Origin of the sequence: Aquimarina sp. TRL1, from assembly GCF_013365535.1 — a bacterium.
GTDB lineage: Bacteria > Bacteroidota > Bacteroidia > Flavobacteriales > Flavobacteriaceae > Aquimarina > Aquimarina hainanensis.
The window spans coordinates 2,743,832-2,768,628 of the sequence record NZ_CP053590.1 but is presented as its reverse complement, the minus strand read 5'-3'; the positions used below and the strand labels follow the sequence as shown (position 1 = coordinate 2,768,628).

The 24,797-nt window shown below is 35.7% G+C and carries 14 protein-coding genes; 9 read left to right on the top strand and 5 right to left on the bottom strand.

Annotated elements, in window-relative coordinates:
- Positions 1 to 13: 13 nt before the first annotated feature.
- Genes HN014_RS11210 through HN014_RS11200 form a run of 3 tightly spaced genes read right to left on the bottom strand, consistent with a single transcriptional unit; the run spans position 14 to position 6,014 of the window.
- Positions 14 to 1,669, bottom strand: a complete 1,656-nt coding sequence (locus HN014_RS11210) for a RagB/SusD family nutrient uptake outer membrane protein (protein WP_176028962.1) — start codon at positions 1,667 to 1,669, stop codon at positions 14 to 16.
- A gap of 22 nt (positions 1,670 to 1,691) precedes the next feature.
- The gene (locus HN014_RS11205; RefSeq protein ID WP_176028961.1) at positions 1,692 to 4,637 is read right to left on the bottom strand and encodes a TonB-dependent receptor; all 2,946 of its coding nucleotides are present in this window, start codon (positions 4,635 to 4,637) and stop codon (positions 1,692 to 1,694) included.
- A gap of 18 nt (positions 4,638 to 4,655) precedes the next feature.
- Positions 4,656 to 6,014, bottom strand: a complete 1,359-nt coding sequence (locus HN014_RS11200; RefSeq protein WP_176028960.1) for a Gfo/Idh/MocA family protein — start codon at positions 6,012 to 6,014, stop codon at positions 4,656 to 4,658.
- A 381-nt stretch (positions 6,015 to 6,395) separates the two neighbouring features.
- Here HN014_RS11200 and HN014_RS11195 point away from each other — a divergent pair, with 381 nt between their 5' ends.
- Complete coding sequence (locus tag HN014_RS11195; protein ID WP_176028959.1) at positions 6,396 to 10,484, top strand: two-component regulator propeller domain-containing protein; 4,089 nt, start codon at positions 6,396 to 6,398, stop codon at positions 10,482 to 10,484.
- A gap of 107 nt (positions 10,485 to 10,591) precedes the next feature.
- On the opposite strand, the gene HN014_RS11190 is transcribed toward HN014_RS11195, so the two are convergent.
- The gene (locus tag HN014_RS11190; protein WP_176028958.1) at positions 10,592 to 10,912 is read right to left on the bottom strand and encodes a hypothetical protein; all 321 of its coding nucleotides are present in this window, start codon (positions 10,910 to 10,912) and stop codon (positions 10,592 to 10,594) included.
- A 399-nt stretch (positions 10,913 to 11,311) separates the two neighbouring features.
- Between HN014_RS11190 and HN014_RS11185 the strand changes: the two genes are divergently transcribed.
- From HN014_RS11185 to HN014_RS11150, 8 genes are all read left to right on the top strand, one after another.
- Positions 11,312 to 13,987, top strand: a complete 2,676-nt coding sequence (locus HN014_RS11185; protein ID WP_176028957.1) for a TonB-dependent receptor — start codon at positions 11,312 to 11,314, stop codon at positions 13,985 to 13,987.
- A gap of 150 nt (positions 13,988 to 14,137) precedes the next feature.
- Positions 14,138 to 15,853, top strand: coding sequence for an amidohydrolase (locus tag HN014_RS11180; protein ID WP_176028956.1), 1,716 nt, complete (start codon positions 14,138 to 14,140; stop codon positions 15,851 to 15,853).
- 267 nt (positions 15,854 to 16,120) lie between these two features.
- The gene (locus tag HN014_RS11175) at positions 16,121 to 17,557 is read left to right on the top strand and encodes an aldehyde dehydrogenase (RefSeq protein ID WP_176028955.1); all 1,437 of its coding nucleotides are present in this window, start codon (positions 16,121 to 16,123) and stop codon (positions 17,555 to 17,557) included.
- A gap of 74 nt (positions 17,558 to 17,631) precedes the next feature.
- Positions 17,632 to 19,062 carry an APC family permease gene (locus HN014_RS11170; RefSeq protein ID WP_176028954.1) on the top strand — a complete coding sequence of 477 codons (1,431 nt, stop codon included), beginning with the start codon at positions 17,632 to 17,634 and terminating at the stop codon, positions 19,060 to 19,062.
- Between the two features lie 114 nt (positions 19,063 to 19,176).
- On the top strand, positions 19,177 to 20,424 hold the full coding sequence (locus HN014_RS11165) for a Tm-1-like ATP-binding domain-containing protein (protein WP_176028953.1): 1,248 nt from the start codon (positions 19,177 to 19,179) through the stop codon (positions 20,422 to 20,424).
- On the top strand, positions 20,421 to 21,101 hold the full coding sequence (locus HN014_RS11160) for an HAD-IA family hydrolase (RefSeq protein ID WP_176028952.1): 681 nt from the start codon (positions 20,421 to 20,423) through the stop codon (positions 21,099 to 21,101). The genes HN014_RS11165 and HN014_RS11160 overlap by 4 nt, the downstream gene beginning before the upstream one ends.
- 10 nt (positions 21,102 to 21,111) lie before the next feature.
- The gene (locus HN014_RS11155) at positions 21,112 to 22,485 is read left to right on the top strand and encodes an aminotransferase class III-fold pyridoxal phosphate-dependent enzyme (protein WP_217704324.1); all 1,374 of its coding nucleotides are present in this window, start codon (positions 21,112 to 21,114) and stop codon (positions 22,483 to 22,485) included.
- Positions 22,486 to 22,609: 124 nt separating this feature from the next.
- Positions 22,610 to 23,851, top strand: coding sequence for a pyridoxal phosphate-dependent aminotransferase (locus HN014_RS11150; RefSeq protein ID WP_176028951.1), 1,242 nt, complete (start codon positions 22,610 to 22,612; stop codon positions 23,849 to 23,851).
- On the opposite strand, the gene HN014_RS11145 is transcribed toward HN014_RS11150, so the two are convergent.
- Entirely contained in the window at positions 23,817 to 24,704 is an 888-nt protein-coding gene (locus HN014_RS11145) for a helix-turn-helix domain-containing protein (RefSeq protein WP_176028950.1), read from the bottom strand. The genes HN014_RS11150 and HN014_RS11145 overlap by 35 nt on opposite strands.
- Positions 24,705 to 24,797 lie beyond the last annotated feature (93 nt).

Here is a 24,797-nt window from a genome sequence, read left to right as displayed (position 1 = left end):
TTATGGAACCTAATCAATCATTCTGAATAAGAGAAGGTTGCAAAATAATTTGCTGTTCCGGGATAAACTCCACTACTCTGGGGTGTATCGCCGGAATCTCTAAAAAGGCATTCGTACCATTCAGGTGAGTTCCTGGATATTTCCTATCCATGGTTCGACCATTTCGATATACATCATATCGTCGATGCCCTTCATATGCTAACTCTAACCTACGCTCTTCCAAAACAATATCCAATACTGTTTTTCCTGTAGGAATATCGGTTAATGAATATATTGGGATTCCTGCTCTTTCTCTAATAATATTTATATTATCTAACGCTAATTGATCCATGCCTCTTTTAGCTTGAGATTCTGCCAAATTGAGATACATTTCTGATAAACGGGATACCATAGGAGACCACATATGAATATCATTCTCCTGTAATGAAGCTTTGAGAATATAAAATTTAGGATGTCCATTTCTCTTTTTCATATCATATCCTTTGGTCACATCTTGTTTCCCATTTGGTCCGTTGAAATAGTAATTTGTTTTTCCATCTATCTCCTCTGACATTACCGTATAGGTAGTTCCTTCTTCTTCAAAGCTAATAACACCTCCACTTTCACTTGTACGTCTGAATTCATATGCATATGCATCATTGACCCAATATACCGCTGGAATTTTCTCTCCATTTTCATCTTCTTCGAATTGTGGATCAATAAATGATTTCCGAGCATCATCCGGGTTTTTATTAATTAAATCCAGATATGTTCTTGAAGCATACATTTCTCCCCACCCTTTTCCTTGCACATTGGCATAAAAAGATCCTATCGTATACCAATCATCACCTCCTCCCAGGAGATCAGAAGCCGAGCTTAATGTTACAGCAAAAATTGCTTCTGCATTTTGTTCTGGAGTTAAGGTATTCATTTTAGAAAACTGATCTTTAGACAGTAGAGAATATTCTCCTGATTCTATAACCTTATTGGCATACTCCTCTGTTTTTTCATGATCTTCTTTGTATAAATACACTCTGGATAACAAGGCATAGGCTGCTTCTTTGGAAGCAAAAGAGGCTCCTTTGTTTTCTGTCATTAATGATGCAGCTTTTTCTAAATCCTTAATTACCTGTTTATACACTTCTTCTATAGTATGTCTATCTGGACGATCTTCAGTATCTGAAGTTAGTTTTAATGGAATTGACAAGTTAGAGGCTCCCTGATTATACGGTCTCCCAAATACATTTCCCATTTGGAAATATGTCAATGCGCGTAAGTAATAATTTTCTCCTAATAACTGATCTGTTTCTTCGGAAGCTCCTTCCTTGATTTTTTCTATAATAATATTACATCCTACAACGATCTTATACGAATTTCTCCAAAATCGTTCAACCCTTAAATTTGTTGTTATCGATTGGTAATTATAAAGGAAAAACAAATGATCTGTTGTCCCCCCACTTAAGCTCACATTATCTCCTGCATATTCTGATATTCGATGTAAATCATCTACCCAACCATCATAACCTACATCTCCTTTTAACAAAGCATAGTTACCTATAGTCGCTGTTTTTACTGATTCAGGATCAGAAAACAACTCATCTTCTGAAATCTGATCATATGGATTTCTTTCCAAATCACAGGAATACAATATACATGCTATAACTGGCAGCAGTACTATTAATTTTTTCATACTAATTGGTTTTTGAATGTTTTTAAAATGATACATTAACACCTAATGCATAGCGTTTTGGTATCGGATAGGTTATTCCCGGGGTTCCTGATAACCCTATGTTACTTCTATCATTTGGATTCCCTGTTACTGCGGGGTCAACACCACTAAAATCTGTAAATGTCAATAAGTTATCTCCTGACAAGTAAATATTAAAGTTACTAAGACCTAACTTCTTTAAAACCACTTTGGGTAATGTATACGATAAGGTAACATTGGTCATACGCAAGTAGCTTGCGTCTTCCAAATAACGTGATGATCGTTTGTTAGAATTATTATTCCCTCCTTCAACCACCTGAGGATGTGTCGCTATATCTCCTGGCTTTTCCCATCGGTTCCAATCATCCGCCAGTACCTGCTGGTTAAACGTGGGGTATAAACCATCGGAATCAAATAATTCTCGAGCGCTATTATATAGAGTCCCCCCTTTAGTAAAATTAAAATTGGAAGAAAGCGATAGATTTTTATAACGTACTCTTGTATCAAATCCACCGATAAAATCAGGAGAAGAGGTTCCAATTATTTGCAGAGTAGCCTCATTCCAATTAGTCGTTTCTGTTCGTTCTCCTGTATCTGGATCAACTACTTCCCAGAGAGGGCTTCCTGTAGCTGGATCAACTCCTAACCATTTTCTGATATACCATGAATTAGAGTCTTCCCCGATTTTAAAAATCTTACCTCCACTTCGTGGGATTTCTGTTTGACCATCAAACAGCTCTGTTATTTCATTTCTATTGACCCCGATATTAAACCCTACATTCCACTCCAGGTCTTTCGTTTGCAATATATCTACTGATACAGCAGCCTCAAACCCTGTATTAGTTAATCCTCCTACATTCTCCCAGAAACCTTTGTAACCGGTAACATCTGGTAAATCGACAAAGTATAAAAGATCCGATGTATCCTTATTATAATACTCAAAAGTCGCATTTATTCTATTCAAAAATCTTGCATCAATGGCAATATTTGCTTCATACGATTTTTCCCAGCTTAAATCTGGATTCCCTAATTGTTTTAAAATCGCTCCCGGAGTTCCTATATATTGTGTATCCAATCGATATGTTCCCTGATATGGATATAATTCAGAAGGTCTGTTTCCTACCGACCCGTAGCTTACACGTAATTTTAACTCATTAACAGAATTACTTGTAAAAAACGCTTCATTATGTACGTTCCATCCTGCTCCCAGGGCAAAGAAATTACCATACTGATTATTTAATCCAAAATTAGACGCCCCATCTCTTCGTACAGAAGCCTTGGCAAAATACCGACTGCCGTATGAATAATCCGTAGCAAGGAAAAACGATTGCAGTGCATAATCATTCTTGAATCCACTAATATCTCCTGCTTCACTAGCTACATTTAAAATTTCTGTTCCAGCAATGATTCCATTTCCAGACACTTTTAACTGCTCATATTCATAATCATTGTACTCATATCCTCCTAAAACAGACATAAAGTGTTCTCCAAACCCTTTGGAGTATTTTAATGTTTGCGTTGTCAATCTCGTAAAACGCTCTTTTATTTCATCCTCAATACTTCCTTTTGTAGCCAGTCCGTCGATGGATCTTGGATCTGTATATTTTTTTTCCTTTTTCCGATAATAGGTAAAGTTATTTACAGACCTAAATATAAGATCTGGTAAAACCTGAAATTCAAAATCAAAATTAGAGCTTAAATTAAAAACATTATCGGAAGAATAGTTCCATTGTTGATCATACTGATAGTTCAATTCATCTCTTCCTAACCAATCTGAATCATCTTTCGCATTGATCGCATTTCCATCGGCATCGTATGGACTATCCCAGGGTAAGTTCAGGTATAACTGGTATAAAGGTGCTTCTGTTACTCTTCCTCTATCATCAAAACTAAATGATAATTTAGGACTCAACTTCAGACGTTTAGTAATATCATAATCCAGGTTCATTCGATAGGTATACCGATCTAACTCATTCCCTCTTAATGTCCCTGTTTCATTATAATATCCCCCATTAATATACAGGTTTAATTTTTCTGTTCCAGAAGTAAAAGACAGGTTTACATCCCTGACAAAACCATCTCTTGTTCCATTTTCTAACCAATTATAATCTCTTTCTAATAATTCCGGACCAAACCAGGATTGTTCATTTTCGAACTGTGTATGAAGGTCATATAACTGCTGGGAATTCATTACTTCAAAATTTCCAGTATTAAAACGGTTAATAGACACTTTAGAACTTACTGTGATTTCTGAAGCTTTTAAATTTCCTCTTTTTGTAGTGACTATAATAACTCCATTAGCTCCTCGAGATCCGTATAAAGAGGTTGCAGAAGCATCTTTTAATACAGATATAGATTGTACATCATTTGGGTTAACAATAGGAACTTCATGTTGTATCACTCCATCAACAACCCACAAAGGAGTAACTCTCCCCCCTAAAGAAGAAGATCCTCGTATTAATATATTCGGAACAGAACCCGGGCTACCACTAGATGCTCCCAAGCGAACTCCCGCAACTTTCCCTTGTAACATCGTAGTGACATCCGGAGTTGTAACATCTTTTAATTCTTCTGATTTAATGTTGACAATTGATGAGGTTATAGTTGCTTTTTTTTGGGTTCCATAAGCCACCACAATAATCTCATCCAAACTACTGACATCTTCCTTTAATAAGATATTTATTTCTTTTTGATCCCCTACCAGCACTTCTTGTGTGACAAACCCCAAATACGATATAAGTAATATATCTTTCTCCTCTGATTCAATTGTAAAATTTCCATCAAAGTCCGAAGAAGCTCCTGTATTTGTTCCTTTAATTAAAACAGAAGCTCCCACGATAGGCATCCCCGATTCATCATGGACAGTACCTTTTATTATTTTTCTCTGGGCGACCATGCTACTTGTCAAAGCGCATATAAAGATCAATAATATAATCTTCAATTTTTCCATATAGTAATTATTTAGTGTTTAATACTTGCTATTCATCCAATCAAAAGGCTGGCGCTTCACCCACATTCCTCTTGTAAAGTCCGGAAAGTCCTGTGGTTCACCGTTATTCTCTATGGATGCTTCAGATAATGGGGTAATAGCACTCCAGGCAGCTGCATCGTATACATCTAGTGGAGGTGCTATATTCTGTTTTGCAGATTCTACAAAGGCATTTAGAACAAAGAAGTCCATTCCTCCATGCCCTGCACCAACAGCTTGTTGCTCATATTTTTTCCATAAAGGATGATCATATTTTTTAAGCCATTCATCAGCAACATCCCATCGATGTGGATTTGATTCTCCCTCTATATATATTCGATTACCATCTACCTCCCATAATCCATTAGCTCCTTGTACTCTAAACCCTAAAGAATACGGTCGTGGTAAATTACAATCATGGGTAACTATAATCGTTTCTCCTTTGGCCGTTTCAATTGTAGAAGTAATTACATCGCCTTGTTTGAATTTTACGCGAGCATTAGGGTGATCTTTCCCTCCGTGTTTCACAATGTAATTATGTAATCCTATTGCTTTTGATGCATTGGAACTTATAGACAGAAAACGGTTGCCTCTGTTAACGTCGCACATAGTAGCCATCGGTCCAACCCCATGAGTAGGATACACATCTCCATTTCTTAATACGGAATGCTGTGTTCTCCATTTAGATTCAGAAATTCCTTTCTCTCCAAACTCTACTCCTTTTCCATAAGCAGTCTTCCCATCATTTAATTTTACAAATCGAAGATCGTGCTGATATCCACATCTAAAATGAACCAATTCTCCAAATACATTTTGTTTAACCATATTCAAAACAGCAAGTATATCCCGTCGATAGTTCACATTCTCCAGAATCATTAAATGTGACCCGGTTTCCTCATGCGTATTTACCAAATCCCAACACTCCTCCAGCGTATTCGCTGCAGAAACCTCTAAACCTGTATATTTTCCTGCTTTCATAGTATCTACAGCCATCTTAGTATGCCATAACCAGGGCGTAGAAATAATCACCGCATCAACTTCTTTTAATGCCAATAAGTTTCTGTAGTCATAATCGTTTTTTCCAAATACTTTTGGTTTCTTCCAATTCGCCTTATCAATTTTATCTAATGCTACATTAATTCGGTTCGGATCAATATCACAAATAGCAGTTATGGTTACATCCTTTCTTTGTAGTGCATTATTAACATGAACCATTCCCCTTAATCCAACTCCAATAAATGCTAGTTTTAACTTTTCTCCTCTAAGACTTGTCATCTGACCAAATGACATAGTGGGTAATAATGATACTCCAGCACCGGCAAGTACTGTTTTTTTAACAAAATTTCGTCTAGAATTCATTTAAATTATTTTATGTTAAACTGTGATAATTCAAATATGACGGTTCCATTTTGTATTATGGTTGATATTTTAAGCATTTAGGGCGACAAATTCCTCTTCGAGTATGCAAATGCTTATTTTGTACCCTTTTTTGACGAATTACACTCCTATAGAAAAATAACTTACTAACGTTATTTAATTTATGATTTTAATTTTTGTTAATTATCTTAACAAATAATACCAGATTATTTTTAAAAATGTTAAAAAAACAACAATTATACTGCATTTATATTTCTAGCTAATAGTTGTTTTCAGATAACAATGACCTTCATTATAAGGAACTATTTTTATGTGTAATATGGTATGCTTCTAAAAGATGTACTACTAAAAAAGATATTCTATATGCATACGTCAAGATTCTACTTTTTGTTCATTATTAGTATATGGTATTCCTCTTTTTTGCTAGGTCAAAGCCACACAAGTTTCAAGCAACTTTCTCCCGTTAATGACAATAAGTTTGTTATTCCTTCAAAAACAATTCAGGATTCTATAGGGAATATATGGATGTTATGCAGGGAAGGAGTTTTAGTGTATAATGGATATGAATATACACTTCTTAAGAACAAAACGATCTTCCCAGACATTCAGCACAATGACTTTATTAATGATATGATTATTGATGCTGACAAACATATCTGGATTACTTCTAACTTCGGTCTCTTAACAAAATATACCACGACGACCAATACATTTAAAGACATGACTGCTTTCTTTCCTCAAAAGGAAGCTGTAAATGCAATCGTAGCAAAAAAAAATGGAGTCTGGCTAAGTACCAAACTCGGTAATTTATATCAATATACCAATAGGAATATGCAGCATATTACCACAGTTTTGAATCAGGGAACTGAAATCAAAAATATCATTGATATAGAAGTTCTGGGTACTTCTGATGTATATGTAGGAACTAATAGCGGTACGATCTATACCTATTCGCTATCCTCTGGAAAAACAACCGAAATCATAGGGACTTTTACGAATTATCCCGGAAATATTTACCTCACAGCAGATAGTAATGACAAAATATGGATAGGAACCGAAACCTATGGCTTATTTGTTTATGATCCTGTGGAAAAGCAATTTATTCAAGATTCGTTTTTTAAGGAAAAAAAGTTCAATATCAATAAGGAGATGTTTTTGACATTGTATTGTGGTAAGGATGGATATATGTGGGGAGGTACTGATGGAGGAGGACTATATAAAATAAATATTCATACCGGAGAAATCGAATTATTTACCAGGTACTATGCAAATGAGCTTTCACTAAGCAGTAATACCATCTTAGATATCAATCAAGACAACCATAAAAATTTATGGATTACAACCAATTATGGCAAGCTTAATATTTTACCGTATAAAAATAATAATATCATGTACCATGAAGGCTCTGATAATCATATTCCTCTCAGAGTTCTAAGCATGTACAAAAGCTCTAAAGGAATTTTATGGGTAGGTACTGATGGGGCTGGCTTGACAAAAATAACTTATAAACCTGATGGTACATCTCATGAAACACGTTTTTTTGAAGATCCACTATTGAACAAGAATTTTTATGTACAATCCATTGTAGAAGATCAACAATCCAATATCTGGTTTGGCACTTATAAAAATGGATTATGGTTTCACAATACAAATACGAGTACTTTTCAAAAAATTCCGGTTTATAATTCGAGTAACCAAGAAGCAACGGATATTCGCTGCGTTTTTTCTGATTCCAAGGGGCGTATTTGGGTAGGCTCAAACCTTTCTATTAACGTATACAATAAAGAACAAAAATTACTGGCCGTTTTTGATAATAATTCCAATGGACTACAAGGGGTCAATACAGAAAGTATTCTCGAAGATAAAGAAGGTACTATTTGGTTGGGAATTGACGGAGGGGGATTGTTTCAGTGTGATGAGGATCTCTCGGATATCAACCTTTCTACATTCATAGATTACTCTCTAACAAATACAAAATATATCAATGAAATGAAAGCTGCCAGGTCTATGGCTTTTGGGAATTCAAATGAAATTTGGTTGATCGATCGCTCCGGCAGACTACTAAGGTTTGATATTACTAAAAAGGAATACACCTATTTTGACCATATTCCATCTATTGGAGAAATTGTATTTCACGCGGTTCTTACTGATGAAAACGGAGATGTATGGTTGAGTTCGAAAAATAATGGAATTAGTCACTTCGATGTCGAAAAACAAACGCTCAAGACTTTTTATGATACCGATGGATTTCAGGACAACCGGTTCTTACTCAGAAGTAAGTTTAAAGATAAACAGGGGCTATTGTATTTTGGAGGAGTCATGGGAGTCAATAGTTTTAATCCATCGACTATACGAAAAAAAGCTGCTGACCCCAGATTGCATATTCATAGTGTTGAAATCCTTAATCAACCGGTCTACACCATTTTGCCCTCTAAAATGACTCATAGTATTTCCAGTCTTGATTCTCTCGAGTTAGCGCATGATCAATCCTATTTTTCTTTTAGATTTTATGCTGTCGACAATATCCTGAATCCAAGTTATTATTATGCATATCGGTTAAAGGGCTTTGACGAAGATTGGATCATTAGCCAATCTGAACGCTTAGCTACCTATACCAATATTCCTCCCGGGGATTATATTTTTGAGGTAAAAGGAGGAACCAAAAAAGGTGTTTGGGATCTTCCTTCGAAAAGTATTTCGATTCACATTCGACAGCCTTTATGGAATACAATTCCTGCATATCTTTTTTATTTTCTAATACTAGTCTTAACTATATACGGTATTAGAAGGTGGTATTCGCTAAAAAAGAAATTGTTCCTGGAAAAAGTACATTACAAAAAGGAAAGCGAGTTACACGATTTAAAGATGAATTTCTTTGCCAAAATGTCGCATGAGATTCAAACTCCTATTACCTTAATTCTGGGACCTATTGACGATATGCTTCGAAAAGCTGAAAAAAATGGAAACTTACTTCTAAAACAGCGGCTTGATATTATCTCCTATAATACAAAACGACTTTCCAGAATTGCTCGTGAATTAACTCTGGTTAGAAATAAAGAACTGGAAACATTACGATTAATCATAACTAAAAATGATTTATATAAAGATGTGCATACCATTGCCAAATCATTTAAAGAGCTTGCCCGGAAGAGAAAAGTAGATTTCGTAATAAACTGTCCAAAAAACTTAGCTAATACTTGGTATGATAGAGAAAAAATTGAACATATTATCTATAATTTGCTGTCGAATGCTTTCAAGTTCACTCCCAAAGAAGGAAATATTTTATTAAACATTGTCCCCATTAATAATAAAAAGAAAATCAAATTATCGGTAATAGATTCCGGTCCGGGAATCCCTGATGATGAATTACAGCATATTTTCAAATTATTTTATCAATCGGATATTGGCAAAAAAAACAAAGGAACGGGAATAGGATTAGCACTTACCAAAGAGTTAATAAACTTACACAAAGGAAAAATTAAAATCGATTCAAATCCTTCTGAAGGAACTACCTTCACAATCAAATTCCCCGTTACCGAAGAAGCCTATGATGACACAGAAAAAGTAACCGTTACTCATAAGGAGGAACCTAATACAATTACCCCTGTACTAGACGACCCTTCAATTACGGAGAAAGACCTAATGAAAAAAACTATTCTTATTGTAGAAGATAATTATGAATTACAATCTTTTCTGAAAGATCTTCTAAGTGATTTTTATAATATTATTCTGGCAGAGAATGGAGAAGAAGGATACAATTATGCCAAGAATACAATCCCGGACTTAATTTTGAGCGATATAATGATGCCAGAGTTAGATGGTATCGAAATGTGCCAAAAACTTCAGAAAGAGCCTATAACAAAACATATCCCGATTGTGCTGCTTACAGCTAAAAATTCTACTAACGCCAAAATTTCAGGGTTAAAATCGGGAGCTATAGAATACATCAATAAACCATTTAATACCAATGAGCTACTTCTCAAAATAAAAAACATACTAATTACTAAAGAACACATTATTTCTAAATATAGAAAAGAAGTTATTAGTCGCCCTAAAGTAAGTATGGAAAAATCACAGGATGAACTTTTTTTGGAAAAACTTATGCACAATATCAATGCCCGGTTAGACGATCCTAATTTTAAAATGGAAGAACTGGCTTCCTCCCTTCATATGGGATATTCCAGTTTATACCGAAAATGTCAATCCCTAACAGGACATAGTCTTGTTGACTTTGTCCGGGTACTCCGTTTAAAAAAAGCAGCAATTCTAATCACCAAATATGGATACAATATTTCTGAAGCTTCTTTTATGACCGGATTTAATGATCCTAAATACTTCTCAAAATGTTTTAAAAAACACTTCGAAAAAACACCTGTAGTTTTTAAAAAGGAAGCCAAAGAAATAGGTGTAACTACCTACCTCAATAAATATCAAATAGAGATTCCTAAATAGTTTTCTCGAGGTAAACATATCACACCTTATACAGAAAATAGATATTAATTCCGAAGGCGACTTGCGTTGCCTTTATCTGACCATTTTGTTTAATCTACAGACTTTCTTTAAAAAGAAGTAACCGCTTGAATCTTAATATCAGGAAAGCTCTCCGTTATATACACTTTCAGGTCTTCATTCGAATCAACTATTTTCCATTGACCACATTCATCAGAGAAACTTCCTACAAATTGCACTTTTAGGTCTGGAAAACTATTCACTATTTTTACTTTTATATCAGCTTCAGAAGCATACTCCACAAGCTTTACCCTTCCGTACAGTTTTTTTCCCTTAAAAGTACAATCATCTATTCCCTGTGGTTTTGCCCTCTCTTCTGACTTTAGAAAAAATGACACCCATAAAACCAGCATTAGATAGCCTCCTTTCATTTTACTATTTTTTTAATTGCTTTTTGCTACTAAACAAAAGACATCTTCATTTTACTATAACTCTTTAGAATATACATGTACTCTTCCGTAAAAATGTTACGATTAACACAATTGCTTAACACGTATCATACTGACTATTATCCAGCTACCTTCTTTTTATTAGTGTAATAAAAAACCTATAAAACACTGCTGATTTTCTTAAAACTAACCAACCTTCTTATATTCTAAAAAGCACAAAAGTTAAACTAATCATTCATTTTTATGTAAGAAACCAATACTTAAGATAATTAAGTTTGATTCAGATTAATTTATTTTTTTAACATATTTATTACAATAAAGATATTCAACAAACTCTTACGTATAACAATATTTAAAAAAATTGAAAATAATTTATTCACTATGAAAAGAGCGTTACTCATACTTGTCTTGCTTACGACAAGTACTGTGCTATCACAAAAAACGATTACCGGACATATATCAGACACCTCCGGGAATATCATTCCCGGGGCTTCGGTAATCATTGAAGGAACTTCAACAGGCACAACTTCAGATTTTGAAGGTAATTTCACTATTGAATCGTCAGGTAATACACCTACGCTAATTGTTAGCTTTCTGGGTTTTAAAACAAAAAAAATTAGTATTAGCAGTACTATGACAACAATCAGAGTACAGCTAGAAGAAGATGCCTTCCAGTTAGAAGACATTGTCGTTACAGCCAATAAAACGACACAACGATCACAAGATGTTCCGTTAAGTATTACTGCGGTAGGTGCAAAGGAACTAGCCAGAACAGGTTCTGTAAAGGCAGAAGACTATTTTCCTAGTATCCCAAACCTGAGTATCAGTGCTTCTGGAGGGGGAGGCGCCGGGTTAGGAGATGGAAGATCCTCTGGAAAAAATATTGCTATCCGAGGAATTTCAGGAACTAATACCACTGCTTTTTATCTGGATGAAACCCCTCTACCAGAATTTGCTGACCCCAGGTTATTCGACACCGATCGAATCGAAGTATTAAGAGGTCCGCAAGGTACCTTATACGGTTCCAATACGATGGGAGGAGCTGTAAAAGTAATCACTAATCAACCAAATGCCTATAAAACATCAGGTAACATTGATATCTCAGGAGCTTCTGTAAAAGAAGGAGATGCAGACTATAGTATTCAAGGAGTATTTAACATCCCTATTCTCGAAGAAAAACTCGCCTTACGACTAGGGACTTTCTATGCTTTTGAAACAGGGGTCTTTGACAGAAAAAGACAAACTCATTTTAATGGATTCCCTCTAAACACAGGAGATGGTACAGGGGCTAATCCCAATGCCATATGGGATAACCCTGATGGCAGTGGAACTCAAATACCATTTACCGGTGATCCTATCCCGATCACATTACAGAATAGTGATGTTAGTGATACTCATGGTTGGAGAGATGGGGAAACTCAAAAAGAAAATGTAGATGATGAAACTAGTTTTGGAATTAACGCTGCACTTGGTATTTACCCAAGTGAAAACTTAAAAATCGTTCCTAAATTCATCTACCAAAAAACAGAAGGAGATGGTTTGGATTTTGCAGATTTCAGACCGGATAATTTCGAGCAATACCGAATTGGTGGTATCGACGAAAAATACGAACTAGAATTATTACATAGCAGTCTATTAATTCAACTCGGATTGGGAGAATACGGGGAACTTACCAATAATTTTTCCTTCAGTGAGGTGAATCAATTTGACAGAGAAGATGTAACTGAACGAGAAAGTTCTGGGAATTCCAGTACTGAACTAACTCCATTTGACGAAAATGGAGATTTTGCAGACTTATCCGAGGCTTATTTTTATCCGGAATTTATGGATCGCACCGGCGCACTAACCAAAGTGGTAGAAGAGTTGCGATATTCTCTAAACAATCCTGATAAAAAACTAAATGTCACTGCAGGTTTGTTCTTTAGTTCCGAAACTTCAAAATTTGATGGTATACAACCGAGGAACTCCTATCTGGGAGCATTATCTAATTTTTTTGGAAATATTGGGCTTCCTGATCTGCAAGAAATTATCGCTGCTGAGAATTTTATTTGGTTTTCGCAGGATACCGATTTTAAAACAGATGAGTTTGCCCTATTTAGTGAAATATATTGGGATATTACCCCTAAATTAAAAGCTACTTTTGGTTTGCGTTATTTTTCTTACAAACAGGAATTAAAACAAAAACTAGGAGGATTTGTCGCTGCTGGAGGAGGAATCCCTACCGATGAAGAAATTACGGATGATGGGTTTACCCCCAAGCTTAACCTCACGTATACCATTAATGATAAAAGCTTACTTTACGGAAGTGCTACCAGAGGATATCGACTTGGTGGAGCAAATGGTATTGTCCCTGTAATTTTCGCCGAAGCAGATCTGGCTGCCCTGGGACTAGAAGAAGCACCCCGGACTTTCGAATCTGATTTTTTGTGGACATATGAAATTGGTAGTAAAAATACTTTCCTTCAAAATAGATTGATTGCCAATGCTTCTGTTTTTCATACAGTATGGAATGATCTGCAACAACGTGTTTTTCTTCCTTCTGGATTTATTTTTGTAGATAATATTGGTAAAGCAACCATCACCGGATTCGACCTCGAAGTAAAAGGGAAAGTCAGCAAGAATCTTCAGATTGGAGGAGCTTTTGGATATGTAAAGGCCGAAGTAAATGAAGGGAGTATCCTTACCGCTTCAGAAAAAGGAGATAGAATACTAAATGTTCCTGATATTACAGCCAGTGCTAATATTCAATACTCTCATCAACTAAAAACAGATCAATCCATGTTTTACCGCCTGGATTTTCAACATACCGGAGAGCGTGTGAATACATTCTCCCCAGAAACCGAACCTCAATTTATCTTTGATGCTTTCAGTATTCTAAATGCGCGAATTGGGTATTCCTCATCAAAATTTGATATTGCTGTATTTGGCAAAAATCTAACAAATGAAATTGCTAATTTTGGAGATATCATTTCTTTAGCTGCTATTCCTTTTGGAAGATATCGATATGCAGTAGGAAGACCTGCATCCTATGGTATAAATGTGCGATATAAATTTTAAACATATTTTTTGTATTCAGAGACACAATGATAATCATATAGATCCCATATTAATAACCCTCGTGGAAAACTCACAGAGGGTTATTGATCTTGATACAAATCATTACTATTTCTATTACATACATTACTCTTAGCAAACCAACCAATAATAATGAAAAATCGTTTCCTATATAGCTTACTGATTCTTTGTTGTATCAGTTGTAAAAAAGATAATAAACCACCCCTCACCATCTTTCATAATGGTTCAATACTAACCATTAATAAGCAGAATGATATTGTCGAGGCTATGGCTATTAGAAATAAAAAAATAATAGCAATCGGAAATTATCACATCTTAAAAGATTCTTTGCAAAAAATCTATTCCATAAAAGAAGTAGATTTACATCAGAACACTTTAATGCCCGGTATTTATGATTCGCATTCTCATCCAATTACTGGAGCCTTAAAAGATCTTTTTCAATTAAATTTTGAATGGGATATTCCAGCTGATTCTTTACACAAAAGTATGAAGCATTATATAAAGCACGTAAATTCTGAAATCGTCATTGGAGGTGCCTGGGCTAGTGATTTTTTTGAAAAAAATCAGATTGATCACCCCTTAAGATGGTTGGATGCAATCAATAGCACCATTCCTATATTACTAGCAGATGATACGGGTCATAATTTATGGGTGAATAGTGCTGGGTTAAAAATGGGGAACATCAATCGCGATACTCCAGACCCTAAAAATGGAAGAATTGAAAAAGACCCTCAGGGAAACCCCAATGGGGTTCTTCACGAAAATGCTTCCTTTCTGGTACTTGATAAGGTAACCTTCACCGAAGAACAATACGCGAAGTCCATAGAATATGCACAAAAACAATCGCTCTCCTATGGAATTATCGCTATTAAGGATGCAGACGCCAATAAAAAATCCATTGAAACAATGTATAAAATGGATCAAGCTGGTGCTATCAATATGTTTTTTGCCATGTGTCAATCTACACCTAAAATGGCAAGAAATCACCCCCTGGATATCCGGTCTTTTGTAGAAACTGCTAAAAAGAACAAAACCGATAATATCGACCCTTATTTTATCAAATTTTTCTTAGATGGCGTTCCCACTTCCTCTCGAACAGCCGCCATGCTATGCAATTACAAAACGGATCATCATCACCCTACTCCAACTAATGGTTTTTTGCATATTACACCAGAACTACTACAACAAGATATTGCTAATTTCGACAAAGAACAGTTTATCATTAAAATTCATGCTGCCGGAGACAGGTCGGCACGAGAAGCTATTAATGCCGTCGAATATGCTCGTAAAAATAACCCTCAAAGCACTCAAAAACATGAGTTAGCACATGCCAGTTATATACATGAGTACGACCTCCTGAGAATGAAAACACTAAATATCGCAGCAGATCTGTCTCCTTATCTATGGTTTCCAAGTCCCATTATTGATAATATTTTGGCAACCGTTTGTGATGAAAAAAATCATGACTTCTGGCCCATTAAAAACTTGGTAAAGCATGAAGTTCATTGTATAGCAGGTTCTGATTGGCCTTCAGTTGCCGTAAACCTCAATCCATGGGTTGGTATAGAAGCCATGGTAACCCGAAAAAACCCTACAGCAACAAACACTACAAAAGCATTTTGGTCCGAACAAAAAATTCCTTTATCTGATGCCTTGCGAATCTTCACTATAAACGGTGCTATATCAATGAATAAAAACCATGAATCCGGTTCATTAGAAGTTGGTAAAAATGCAGACTTCATCATTCTTGATCAATCCATCTTCGATATTGATCCAGATGATATTAGTGAAATCAAAGTACTGTCAACCTATTACAAAGGAGTTGAATGCCATAGGTTAAAACCATAAACAACAACGCACAAAACCTAAACAAAACATCTATTTTTATGTAGTGTTTTTTTACAAATGATGAATATGTTTGGAGTAGTCATTTTGCTCTTTGATTAACAGAGTTCAAGAAGATGTTATATAAAATCGAATCAGGATTACTTCCGTTTTTGTTATTAATAACAACTTATGGATTTTGAAGTTCAAAAAGACAACTCAGTGATTTGTGAATTCTATTTTACGAATTGCTATAAAAACAAACATTTATTTTAATTCTCTATACAAGCTATGAAATCAAATTTCATAAATGGTAAATGGATTGATGGTTCATCAGACGTTACTTTTAGCATACACAATCCTGCCACCGAAGAAGAAATCCAAACCATCTCAGAAGCAGGAAATATCGATATTGACACTGCTATAAATGCTGCTCATTACCAGATATATCAGGGGGATTGGTATAAAATGCTTCCAAATAAAAAGGAAGCTGTTTTACTCAAATATGCTGATATCATAGAACAACACACTACCGAATTGAGTGAATTACTCGTAGCAGAACATGGAAAACTACTTGCGGATGCCCAAAAAGAAGTGGGTGCTACTGTAAATTGTTTTAGATACTATGCCGGGTGGGCAACCAAAATAGAAGGATCTACCCTGGGAGTATCCCTAAGTGGCGGAAACCATTTTGCCTATACCCAAAAAGAACCCATTGGTGTTGTGGCTGCTATTGCTCCCTGGAATGTTCCTATGATGATGTATGCTTGGAAAATAGCACCTGCCCTTGCCTGTGGCTGTGCTGTAGTTTTTAAACCATCAGAAGAAACCCCTTTAACTGCATTACGACTAGCAGAATTATCTCAGGAAGCAGGTATCCCTGATGGAGTGATCAATGTAGTTAATGGCAGAGGGGCAACCGTCGGAAATTACCTGATCAATCACCCCAAGGTTCATAAAATAACTTTTACCGGGTCTTCTCAAGTAGGTAAAAACATAGGAAAACAAGCCGGACAAAATTTAAAAGAATTCACATTAGAACTAGGAGGTAAAAATCCAGTACTAGTACTCGATGATGCTGATCTGAATTCTCTACCCAAAGGAACTACCAAAGGGATTTTTTATAATCAGGGACAAGTATGTGTTTCCGGCTCCAGAATCTATCTTCCTAAACAAAAATATGATACCATCCTGAGTGATATAGGTGATATAGCCAAAACCATGAAAGTAGGACATGGAATGGATCAAACATCTCAAATGGGACCATTAGTTTCCAAATCACATATGGAACATGTTATAAAGTATATCGATTCTGGAATTGCAGCAGGAGCAGAAGTTATTGCAGGAGGTAATAAGCTATATAACAAAGGATATTATGTAGCTCCCACAGTATTTTCAAACCCAGATAATCATAAAATAGATATTTTAAAACAAGAAATATTCGGTCCTGTTCTCGTAGCTGTCTCCTACGATGGTTTAGATGATTTAATCCAAAAAGCTAATGATACTCCTTATGGACTGGCAGCAAGTATTTGGACAAAAAATGTAAGTAATATGCACTATTTACTGTCTAAACTACATGCAGGGATGATTTATGTCAATTCTCCTGTTCGGTCTGATCCAAATTTACCATTAGGAGGATTTAAACAATCTGGAATTGGTAATGAGCTGGGGAAAGCATCTATAGCAGCCTTCACCAGATCAAAATCCGTAGTAATCTCCTACTAAATCCCCTAATTATCAAATTAGTATATTGTAATCAGACATGTAATCTATTAACATAAAACACTTTTAATACAATTATGAGTACTAGCAATAAAAAAGTTGGAACCCCGACAGGTATCGCATCTATTCTGGGATTAATGCTACTGGCATCTTCTCTATTAACCATTACACAAGGGATTAGCCTGGGCGGCTATGTTTTCTTTATTGCACTGGTAATTTCATATGTATTAATGATGTGTCAGGCAACCAGCTTTGCAGAGCTTTCCGGAATCATTCCAACAGTAGGAGCTGTCTATGATTACATCACCATTGCAATGGGGCGATTTTGGGGAGTTACTGCAACACTCGCTTCTTATGTGATTGTTACTTTTTTTGCTTCATCAGCAGAGGTAGCTGCCGCAGGCTTATTTGCACAAAGTAATTTTCCTATTGTTTCTTCTTTCGTTTCTCCAGAAAATTCCTGGATTATTGGTTGGGGAATTGTAATTCTATGTGCTATAATCAATATTAGAGGCATCAATATGTTTGCTCTGATAGAAAACATCCTATCGTATTCCAAATATGCTTTAATGGTTATTCTAGGAATCATCGGATTGTTTATCATCCCCAAAACCAATTTAGATTTTATTTGGGGTGACTCTTCCATCGGTCATGACATTTCTGCAATTTTCACCTTGGTAGGGTTCACCTTATTCCTATTTGTAGGAGCAGAATATGTAACACCACTAGCCCCTGAAATGAAGGATCCTAATAAGAATATCAAACATTCTTTATTTATCGGATTGACAATGTCATTAATTGCAATGCTGATATTTGGCACCAGTATCGTTCGGTTAGTTCCTAATGAAGTTGTCGATCAAACAAGTAATACATTATTACTGGAAACACCTGAGAGCGCTTTGGTGTATGGTGATGCTATTTTAGGTGAGGTGGGTAAATGGGGTTTTGTTTTGGTAATATTCCTTGCCACAGTTGCTTTAATAAATACCATCATCGCCAGTATTCCCAGAATACTTTATGGAATGGCACTTGATGGAGTCTTGCCTAAAATATTTCTAAAAACACATAAAAAATATGACACTCCCTATGTTGGTATTATTTTTATTGCACTGATCCCTATGCTTGGATCTTACCTCATCGGATCTGATATCAATGGAGTTTTTGCTCTCATCCTGGCAGCTATCTGCTCCTGGATATTTTTTTATATACTGATTAATATTGCTGTAGTCTTACTACGAAAAAGACACCCTAAAATTGTACGCCCTTTTAAGACCCCTTTATATCCTCTCCCACAATTATTGGCTATTATCGGATTATTTATCACCTTTTTCTATTTGGTCCCTCCTTTCTTAACACCATCTCAGATTTATATTCCTTTTTTTGTCATACTCTCTATATGTGCTACTTATTCTTTTGTATGGCTTAAATACAAACAGGAAGTACCGCTCTGGACTCCTCTGGAAATAGAGCATGTTTTGCAAAAACACCCACATCAGGAAACCTCTTGACAAATAGTTTATTTAATCAATAAAAAAAGCACAAAACATAAATATTAATTACACTTTTATGTAAACAAGAATCCTATTTCATTTTTAATTTTAATCAGGAGTAATAAGCAAGTAATGAAAAGAAAAACAATACTTATCGTTGGTACCGCAGATACAAAATCTGACGAATTATTATTCATGAAGCATTGTATCGAAGCGCAGGGAGGAAACCCAAAAGTCATGGATGTAGGCGTTCTGGGAGATCCTGGTTTTGCCGTTGATTATAGTAAACATGATGTTGCAAAAACCATAAATACTACCAACAAAGCTATTATAGCATTAGGAGACGAAAACAAAGCCATGACTAAGACCGCTGAAGGAGCCTCTAAATTAGTCAGTCAATTATATAGTGAAGGAAAGATTGATGGAATGATTGCTTTGGGAGGTACCATGGGTACTGACCTTGCATTGGATGTTGCCTCTTCTCTTCCTTTTGGTGTTCCCAAATATGTGGTTTCTACCATTTCATTTTCTCATTTAATCCCTCCTGAAAGAATATCTCCAGACTTATCGATGATGCTTTGGTCAGGTGGCTTATATGGAATAAACAAAATATGTAAATCTGTATTGAGACAGGCTTGTGGTGCTGTAGTCGGAGCAGCAAGAGCTTCTCAAAAGCTTAAAATAGACAAACCATTGGTCGCTATGAGTTCTCTGGGAAAATCTGCTCTGAAGTATATGGTATATCTAAAACCAGAATTGGAAAAAAGAGGTTTTGAACTGGTTGTATTTCACACAACCGGTCAGGGCGGAAGAGCATTGGAGTGGTTAGCCAGTAAAAAACGATTTGCAGCCGTCCTGGATTTCAGTTTACAGGAAGTTGTCAATGATGTGTTTAATTCTATTGTTACCTCTGGAAAAGATCGGTTAGAAAATACAGGGTTAAACGGAATTCCTCAAATCATTGCCCCCGGTTCTATTAATATTGTTGATATTCCAACCTGGCAAAAACCACCAAAAAAACTGAAAGACCGCCCTTCTCATGTACATAATCGACTGATTTCTTCTGTAGTGCTAGATAAAAAAGAACTTAGAAAACTGGCAGTAAAGATTGCACAGAAAATTGCCAAAGCAAAAGGAAAAACAAAACTACTGCTTCCTCTAAAAGGGGTACTGGAATGGGATAGAAAAGGTCGAGAGTTATATGACCCTGAAACATTACACGTGTTTTTTAACGAGATGAAATCTCTTCATACTCCCAATATTGAAATAGAAGAAATCAACTGCCATATCAATGATCAGGTCTTTGCAGACAGGGTACTTGATGTATTTGATGACTGGATAGAAAAAGGAATTATATTAAAACAGCCTGTAAACGCATGAAAACGCCTATAAAAGCCTTGTTATTGGATTTTGGTAGTGTTATCAGTAAATCGCTGTTTGAGCGCCAGAATATCATAGAAGAAAAACTTCAACTTCCCAAAGGAGTATTAACCTGGAAAGGACCTTTTGACCCAAGTAGTGATCCTTTATGGATGTCCATGCAGCGAGATGAAATTACTGAACGCGATTATTGGGGAACACGTGCTCGGGAAATTGGAGCGTTAATTGGAAAAAAAAACTGGTCAATGCTTGACTTACTGAAATCCATGGGAGAAAAAACCGATTACAGTGAAGTATTGCGACCTCAGGCATTACAAGTAATTGATATTGTAAAAAAATCAGGAGGTAAGGTAGGGATCTTAAGTAATGAAATTGAATTATTCACCGGGAAAGAATTTGTAGACAACCTTCCCTTTCTTAAAGATCTGGATTCTTTTTACGACGCTACTCATAACGCTATTTTAAAACCGAATCCCAAAGCCTATGAAATAGCATTGAACACACTACAATTACACGCCAATGAAGTGTTGTTTGTAGACGATCAATTACGAAACATAGTAGGAGCTATGAAGTCAGGATTAAAAACCCTGCATTTCGACATTACACAACCAGATGCCTGCTATCAATATGTATTACATGTACTAGGCATCAACTCTCTTATCGCAACCAACAATTAAAAAAATAAAAATGGATACAACCTTATTAAATATGGACGCATCATTGAATATAGAAGAATGGAATGGGAAAGAACAATGGCATCCCATGGGACACCCGAATGACATGTTACAAAAGCCTCCTTTAATTATAAAAAAAGGAAAAGGAGTCCACATAGAAGATAATCATGGGCGCAAAATGATTGATGGATTTGCCGGATTATGGAATATCAATTGTGGGTATAATCGGCAAGAAATTAAAGACGCTATTATTAATCAATTGGATGAATTGGTATACTATTCTACCTTTAAAGGTACTTCGCACCCACGTTCGATTGAGTTAGCTCATTTACTGATGGAAATGACCAAGCCAGAAAATATGAAACGGGTCATGTTTAGCTCCGGAGGTTCTGATGCCATGGAAACCGCTATGCGGATTGCCCGTCAATATTGGAAAATGGAAGGGCAAAAAGATCGATATAAATTTATCTCTTTAAAACAAGGATACCACGGCACACATTTCGGTGCTGCTTCAGTAAATGGAAATACTCGTTTTAGAAGAAATTACGAACCTTTACTTCCTGGATGTTCTCATATTGATGCTCCATGGACTTATCGAAACCCGTATACTGAAAACCCAGAAGAATTGGGTAAAATCTGTGCTGAACTACTAGAGCGTGAAATTCAGTTTCAAAGTCCAGATACCGTAGCAGCTTTCATTATGGAGCCTGTTCTGGGAGCTGGTGGTGTAATTGTTCCTCCTGATAATTTTATGCCATTAGTAAGAGAAGTCTGCGATAAATATGATGTCTTGTTAATCGCGGATGAGGTAGTTACCGGTTTTGGTCGATCCGGTAGTATGTTTGGAAGTCGTGCCTGGGGTGTAAAACCTGATATCATGACATTAGCCAAAGGAATTTCTTCTGGTTATATTCCTTTGGGAGCAACACTTTGTAATGAACGAATTGATAATGTCTTCAAAGCAAATAATGATTCCTTCGGCGCTATTGGTCATGGATATACCTATTCTGGTCATCCGGTTGCTTGTGCAGCTGCCATTGCTGCCCTAAACATAGTTATTAAAGAAGACCTTCCTGCCAATGCACGAAAACTGGGAAATCACTTGATGAATCGATTAAAACCTTTTGAAAACACATATAAAACAGTTGGTGATGTAAGAGGAAAAGGATTGATGTTTGCCATCGAATTTGTAAAAGATAAAACGAGTAAAAAGCCCAATAGAGAGATCGTATCTAAAATTCATAAAAAAATGATCGAGAAAGGAGCCTTTGTACGTGCTTCAGGCAATGCCATTATCATCTCTCCCCCTTTGATTATCAACAAAAAAGAATTAGACAGCATTGTGGATATCTTTGAAACTTCCCTTATTGAAGCCGAAGCTTTATAATCCCGTTCTTTTTATCCGACAAGAATTGAAATAATTACAAATCAGTATAAAGGTACAGGTACAGACACCTTATTTTTCTTCTACGATATACCTGTATCCTTATACTTTATAAATCCCTGTTATCATGCCAAGTATTTCCTTAAAAGGGCATCATATGCCTGAATCTCCTGTGAGAAAGCTGGTTCCATTTGCAGAAAATGCAAAAAAAAGAGGTATAAAAGTATACCACCTTAATATTGGGCAACCAGATATAAAAACTCCTCAAATTGCCCTGGATGCTGTAAAAAATAATAGTATTGATGTGTTAGCGTATAGCCGGTCAGAAGGTTCAGAAATATATCGAAAAAAGATCGCTATGCATTACAAGAAGTATCATATTCAAGTAACTCATGATGACATTCTGGTAACTACCGGAGGAAGTGAAGCCTTATTTTTTACGCTTTCCAGCATTGCCGATGCCGGGGATGAAATAATCATTCCAGAACCTTTCTATGCTAATTATAATAGTTTTTCGATCGCTTCTGGAGTGCATATTGTTCCTGTTACCTCAAAAATTGACACTAATTTTGATCTTCCTCCTATTTCTGAATTTGAACAATTAATCTCTGACAAGACAAAAGCCATCTTAATCTGTAATCCAGGAAATCCTACCGGGTATTTGTATACCAAAGAAGAAATACATGCCCTGGCGCAATTGGCAAAAAAACACGATTTATTCTTGATTGCTGATGAAGTATATAGAGATTTCATTTATGATAATACAGAACATTATTCCATATTAAGAGAATCCGAGCTGGAAGAACATGCAATTATGATTGACTCTGTTTCAAAAAAATACAGTATGTGTGGTGCCAGAATTGGATGTATCGTTTCCAGAAACAACACTTTTATCGCTACCGCTTTAAAATTTGCACAAGCCCGGTTATCTCCCCCTACATATGCGCAAATTGCCAGTGAAGCAGCTTTGGATACCCCACAGGAATATTTTGATCAAATTATCAAAGAATACAGTGACCGAAGAAACACCTTGATCACTGAGCTTCAAAAGATACCACATGTAAAAGTTACACAACCAAAGGGAGCTTTTTACTGTATCGCAGAACTTCCGATTTGTGATGCAGATCATTTTGCTCAATGGTTATTAGAGAAGTACCATTACAAACACGAGACAGTTATGGTCGCTCCTGCTTCTGGATTTTATTCAAATACAGCATTTGGAAAATATCAGGTTAGAATTGCATACGTACTTAACAAAGACTCCATTATAAAAGCGGTAACCATTCTAAAACATGCTTTAGACGAATACCGCTACATTGATCACGAAAAGACGACTACTTCTTCTGTTGCATCTTGCGATATTCATTAGGGGTCTTGCCTGTCATCTCTTTAAACAAAGTAGAAAAATAGGCAGGGCTTTCGAACCCTAAATCATAACATATTTCTTTTAAATTGTGATTGGAATATGCCAGTAGTCGTTTGGCTTCCAAAATAATGCGATTTAACAAATAGCGTTTGGCAGTAATCCCACTAAACTCTTTAACCAAATCCGATAATTTTCTTCTGGAAAGGCTCAGCTTCTCTGTATAAAAATCCATACTATGGTTGGTCATAAAATTCTCTTCCAGCAAACTCAAGAATTTAACATACAAGGTTTTTTTATGGTTGCTGGTTGTTGTTTTAGAGGTTATAATGACAATCTCCCGAGCCATTCTTTCAATTTTAAGCATAAAACTCACAAACAAATATTGTACAATAGCCTTACTAGTAAATGCTTCATCTGGTTGCTTATATTCTTCCAATATACTTTGAAAATGTGATCGAATGTTTTTTACATCTTTCTTAGCTAATTTTATATAATTGAGATCAGCAATATATCCATTCAGCTTGGAATAAAAACTAGACTTATAACTTAACCCGGAAGAGGGAATAAATTCATTTTTATACTTTATTGAATATCCCTGTATATTCGTACCTTCAATATACGAATGTACCTGACCAATATTAATCAAGTATAAGGTATTAGGCGTAAATTCAATCAACTCATCATCAATCATATGCTTACCTTCTCCAGAAAACAAAAAGATAATTTCCTTGTATAAATGTTTATTGATTTGATGTTCATTTTTGGTTCTTACGATAGTAGAAGGCAAAGGTTCTATGGCGAATGTACTTTCTCTATTATTTCTCTTAATCATTCCTTTATCTCTTTTATACATCATATTTACTTTTCTTTTACCCAAAATAAGAAACCCCAAGTTAAGCAAATCAAAACTCAGGGTTACAAATTGTTTTGGCTAATATCAAATATCTGT

Bases quoted from the DNA above. Each gene is read 5' to 3' on its own strand.
- HN014_RS11210 (WP_176028962.1), bottom strand. From the start codon at position 1,669: ATGAAAAAATTAATAGTACTGCTGCCAGTTATAGCATGTATATTGTAT.
- HN014_RS11205 (WP_176028961.1), bottom strand. From the start codon at position 4,637: ATGGAAAAATTGAAGATTATATTATTGATCTTTATATGCGCTTTGACA.
- HN014_RS11200 (WP_176028960.1), bottom strand. From the start codon at position 6,014: ATGAATTCTAGACGAAATTTTGTTAAAAAAACAGTACTTGCCGGTGCT.
- HN014_RS11195 (WP_176028959.1), top strand. From the start codon at position 6,396: ATGCATACGTCAAGATTCTACTTTTTGTTCATTATTAGTATATGGTAT.
- HN014_RS11190 (WP_176028958.1), bottom strand. From the start codon at position 10,912: ATGAAAGGAGGCTATCTAATGCTGGTTTTATGGGTGTCATTTTTTCTA.
- HN014_RS11185 (WP_176028957.1), top strand. From the start codon at position 11,312: ATGAAAAGAGCGTTACTCATACTTGTCTTGCTTACGACAAGTACTGTG.
- HN014_RS11180 (WP_176028956.1), top strand. From the start codon at position 14,138: ATGAAAAATCGTTTCCTATATAGCTTACTGATTCTTTGTTGTATCAGT.
- HN014_RS11175 (WP_176028955.1), top strand. From the start codon at position 16,121: ATGAAATCAAATTTCATAAATGGTAAATGGATTGATGGTTCATCAGAC.
- HN014_RS11170 (WP_176028954.1), top strand. From the start codon at position 17,632: ATGAGTACTAGCAATAAAAAAGTTGGAACCCCGACAGGTATCGCATCT.
- HN014_RS11165 (WP_176028953.1), top strand. From the start codon at position 19,177: ATGAAAAGAAAAACAATACTTATCGTTGGTACCGCAGATACAAAATCT.
- HN014_RS11160 (WP_176028952.1), top strand. From the start codon at position 20,421: ATGAAAACGCCTATAAAAGCCTTGTTATTGGATTTTGGTAGTGTTATC.
- HN014_RS11155 (WP_217704324.1), top strand. From the start codon at position 21,112: ATGGATACAACCTTATTAAATATGGACGCATCATTGAATATAGAAGAA.
- HN014_RS11150 (WP_176028951.1), top strand. From the start codon at position 22,610: ATGCCAAGTATTTCCTTAAAAGGGCATCATATGCCTGAATCTCCTGTG.
- HN014_RS11145 (WP_176028950.1), bottom strand. From the start codon at position 24,704: ATGATGTATAAAAGAGATAAAGGAATGATTAAGAGAAATAATAGAGAA.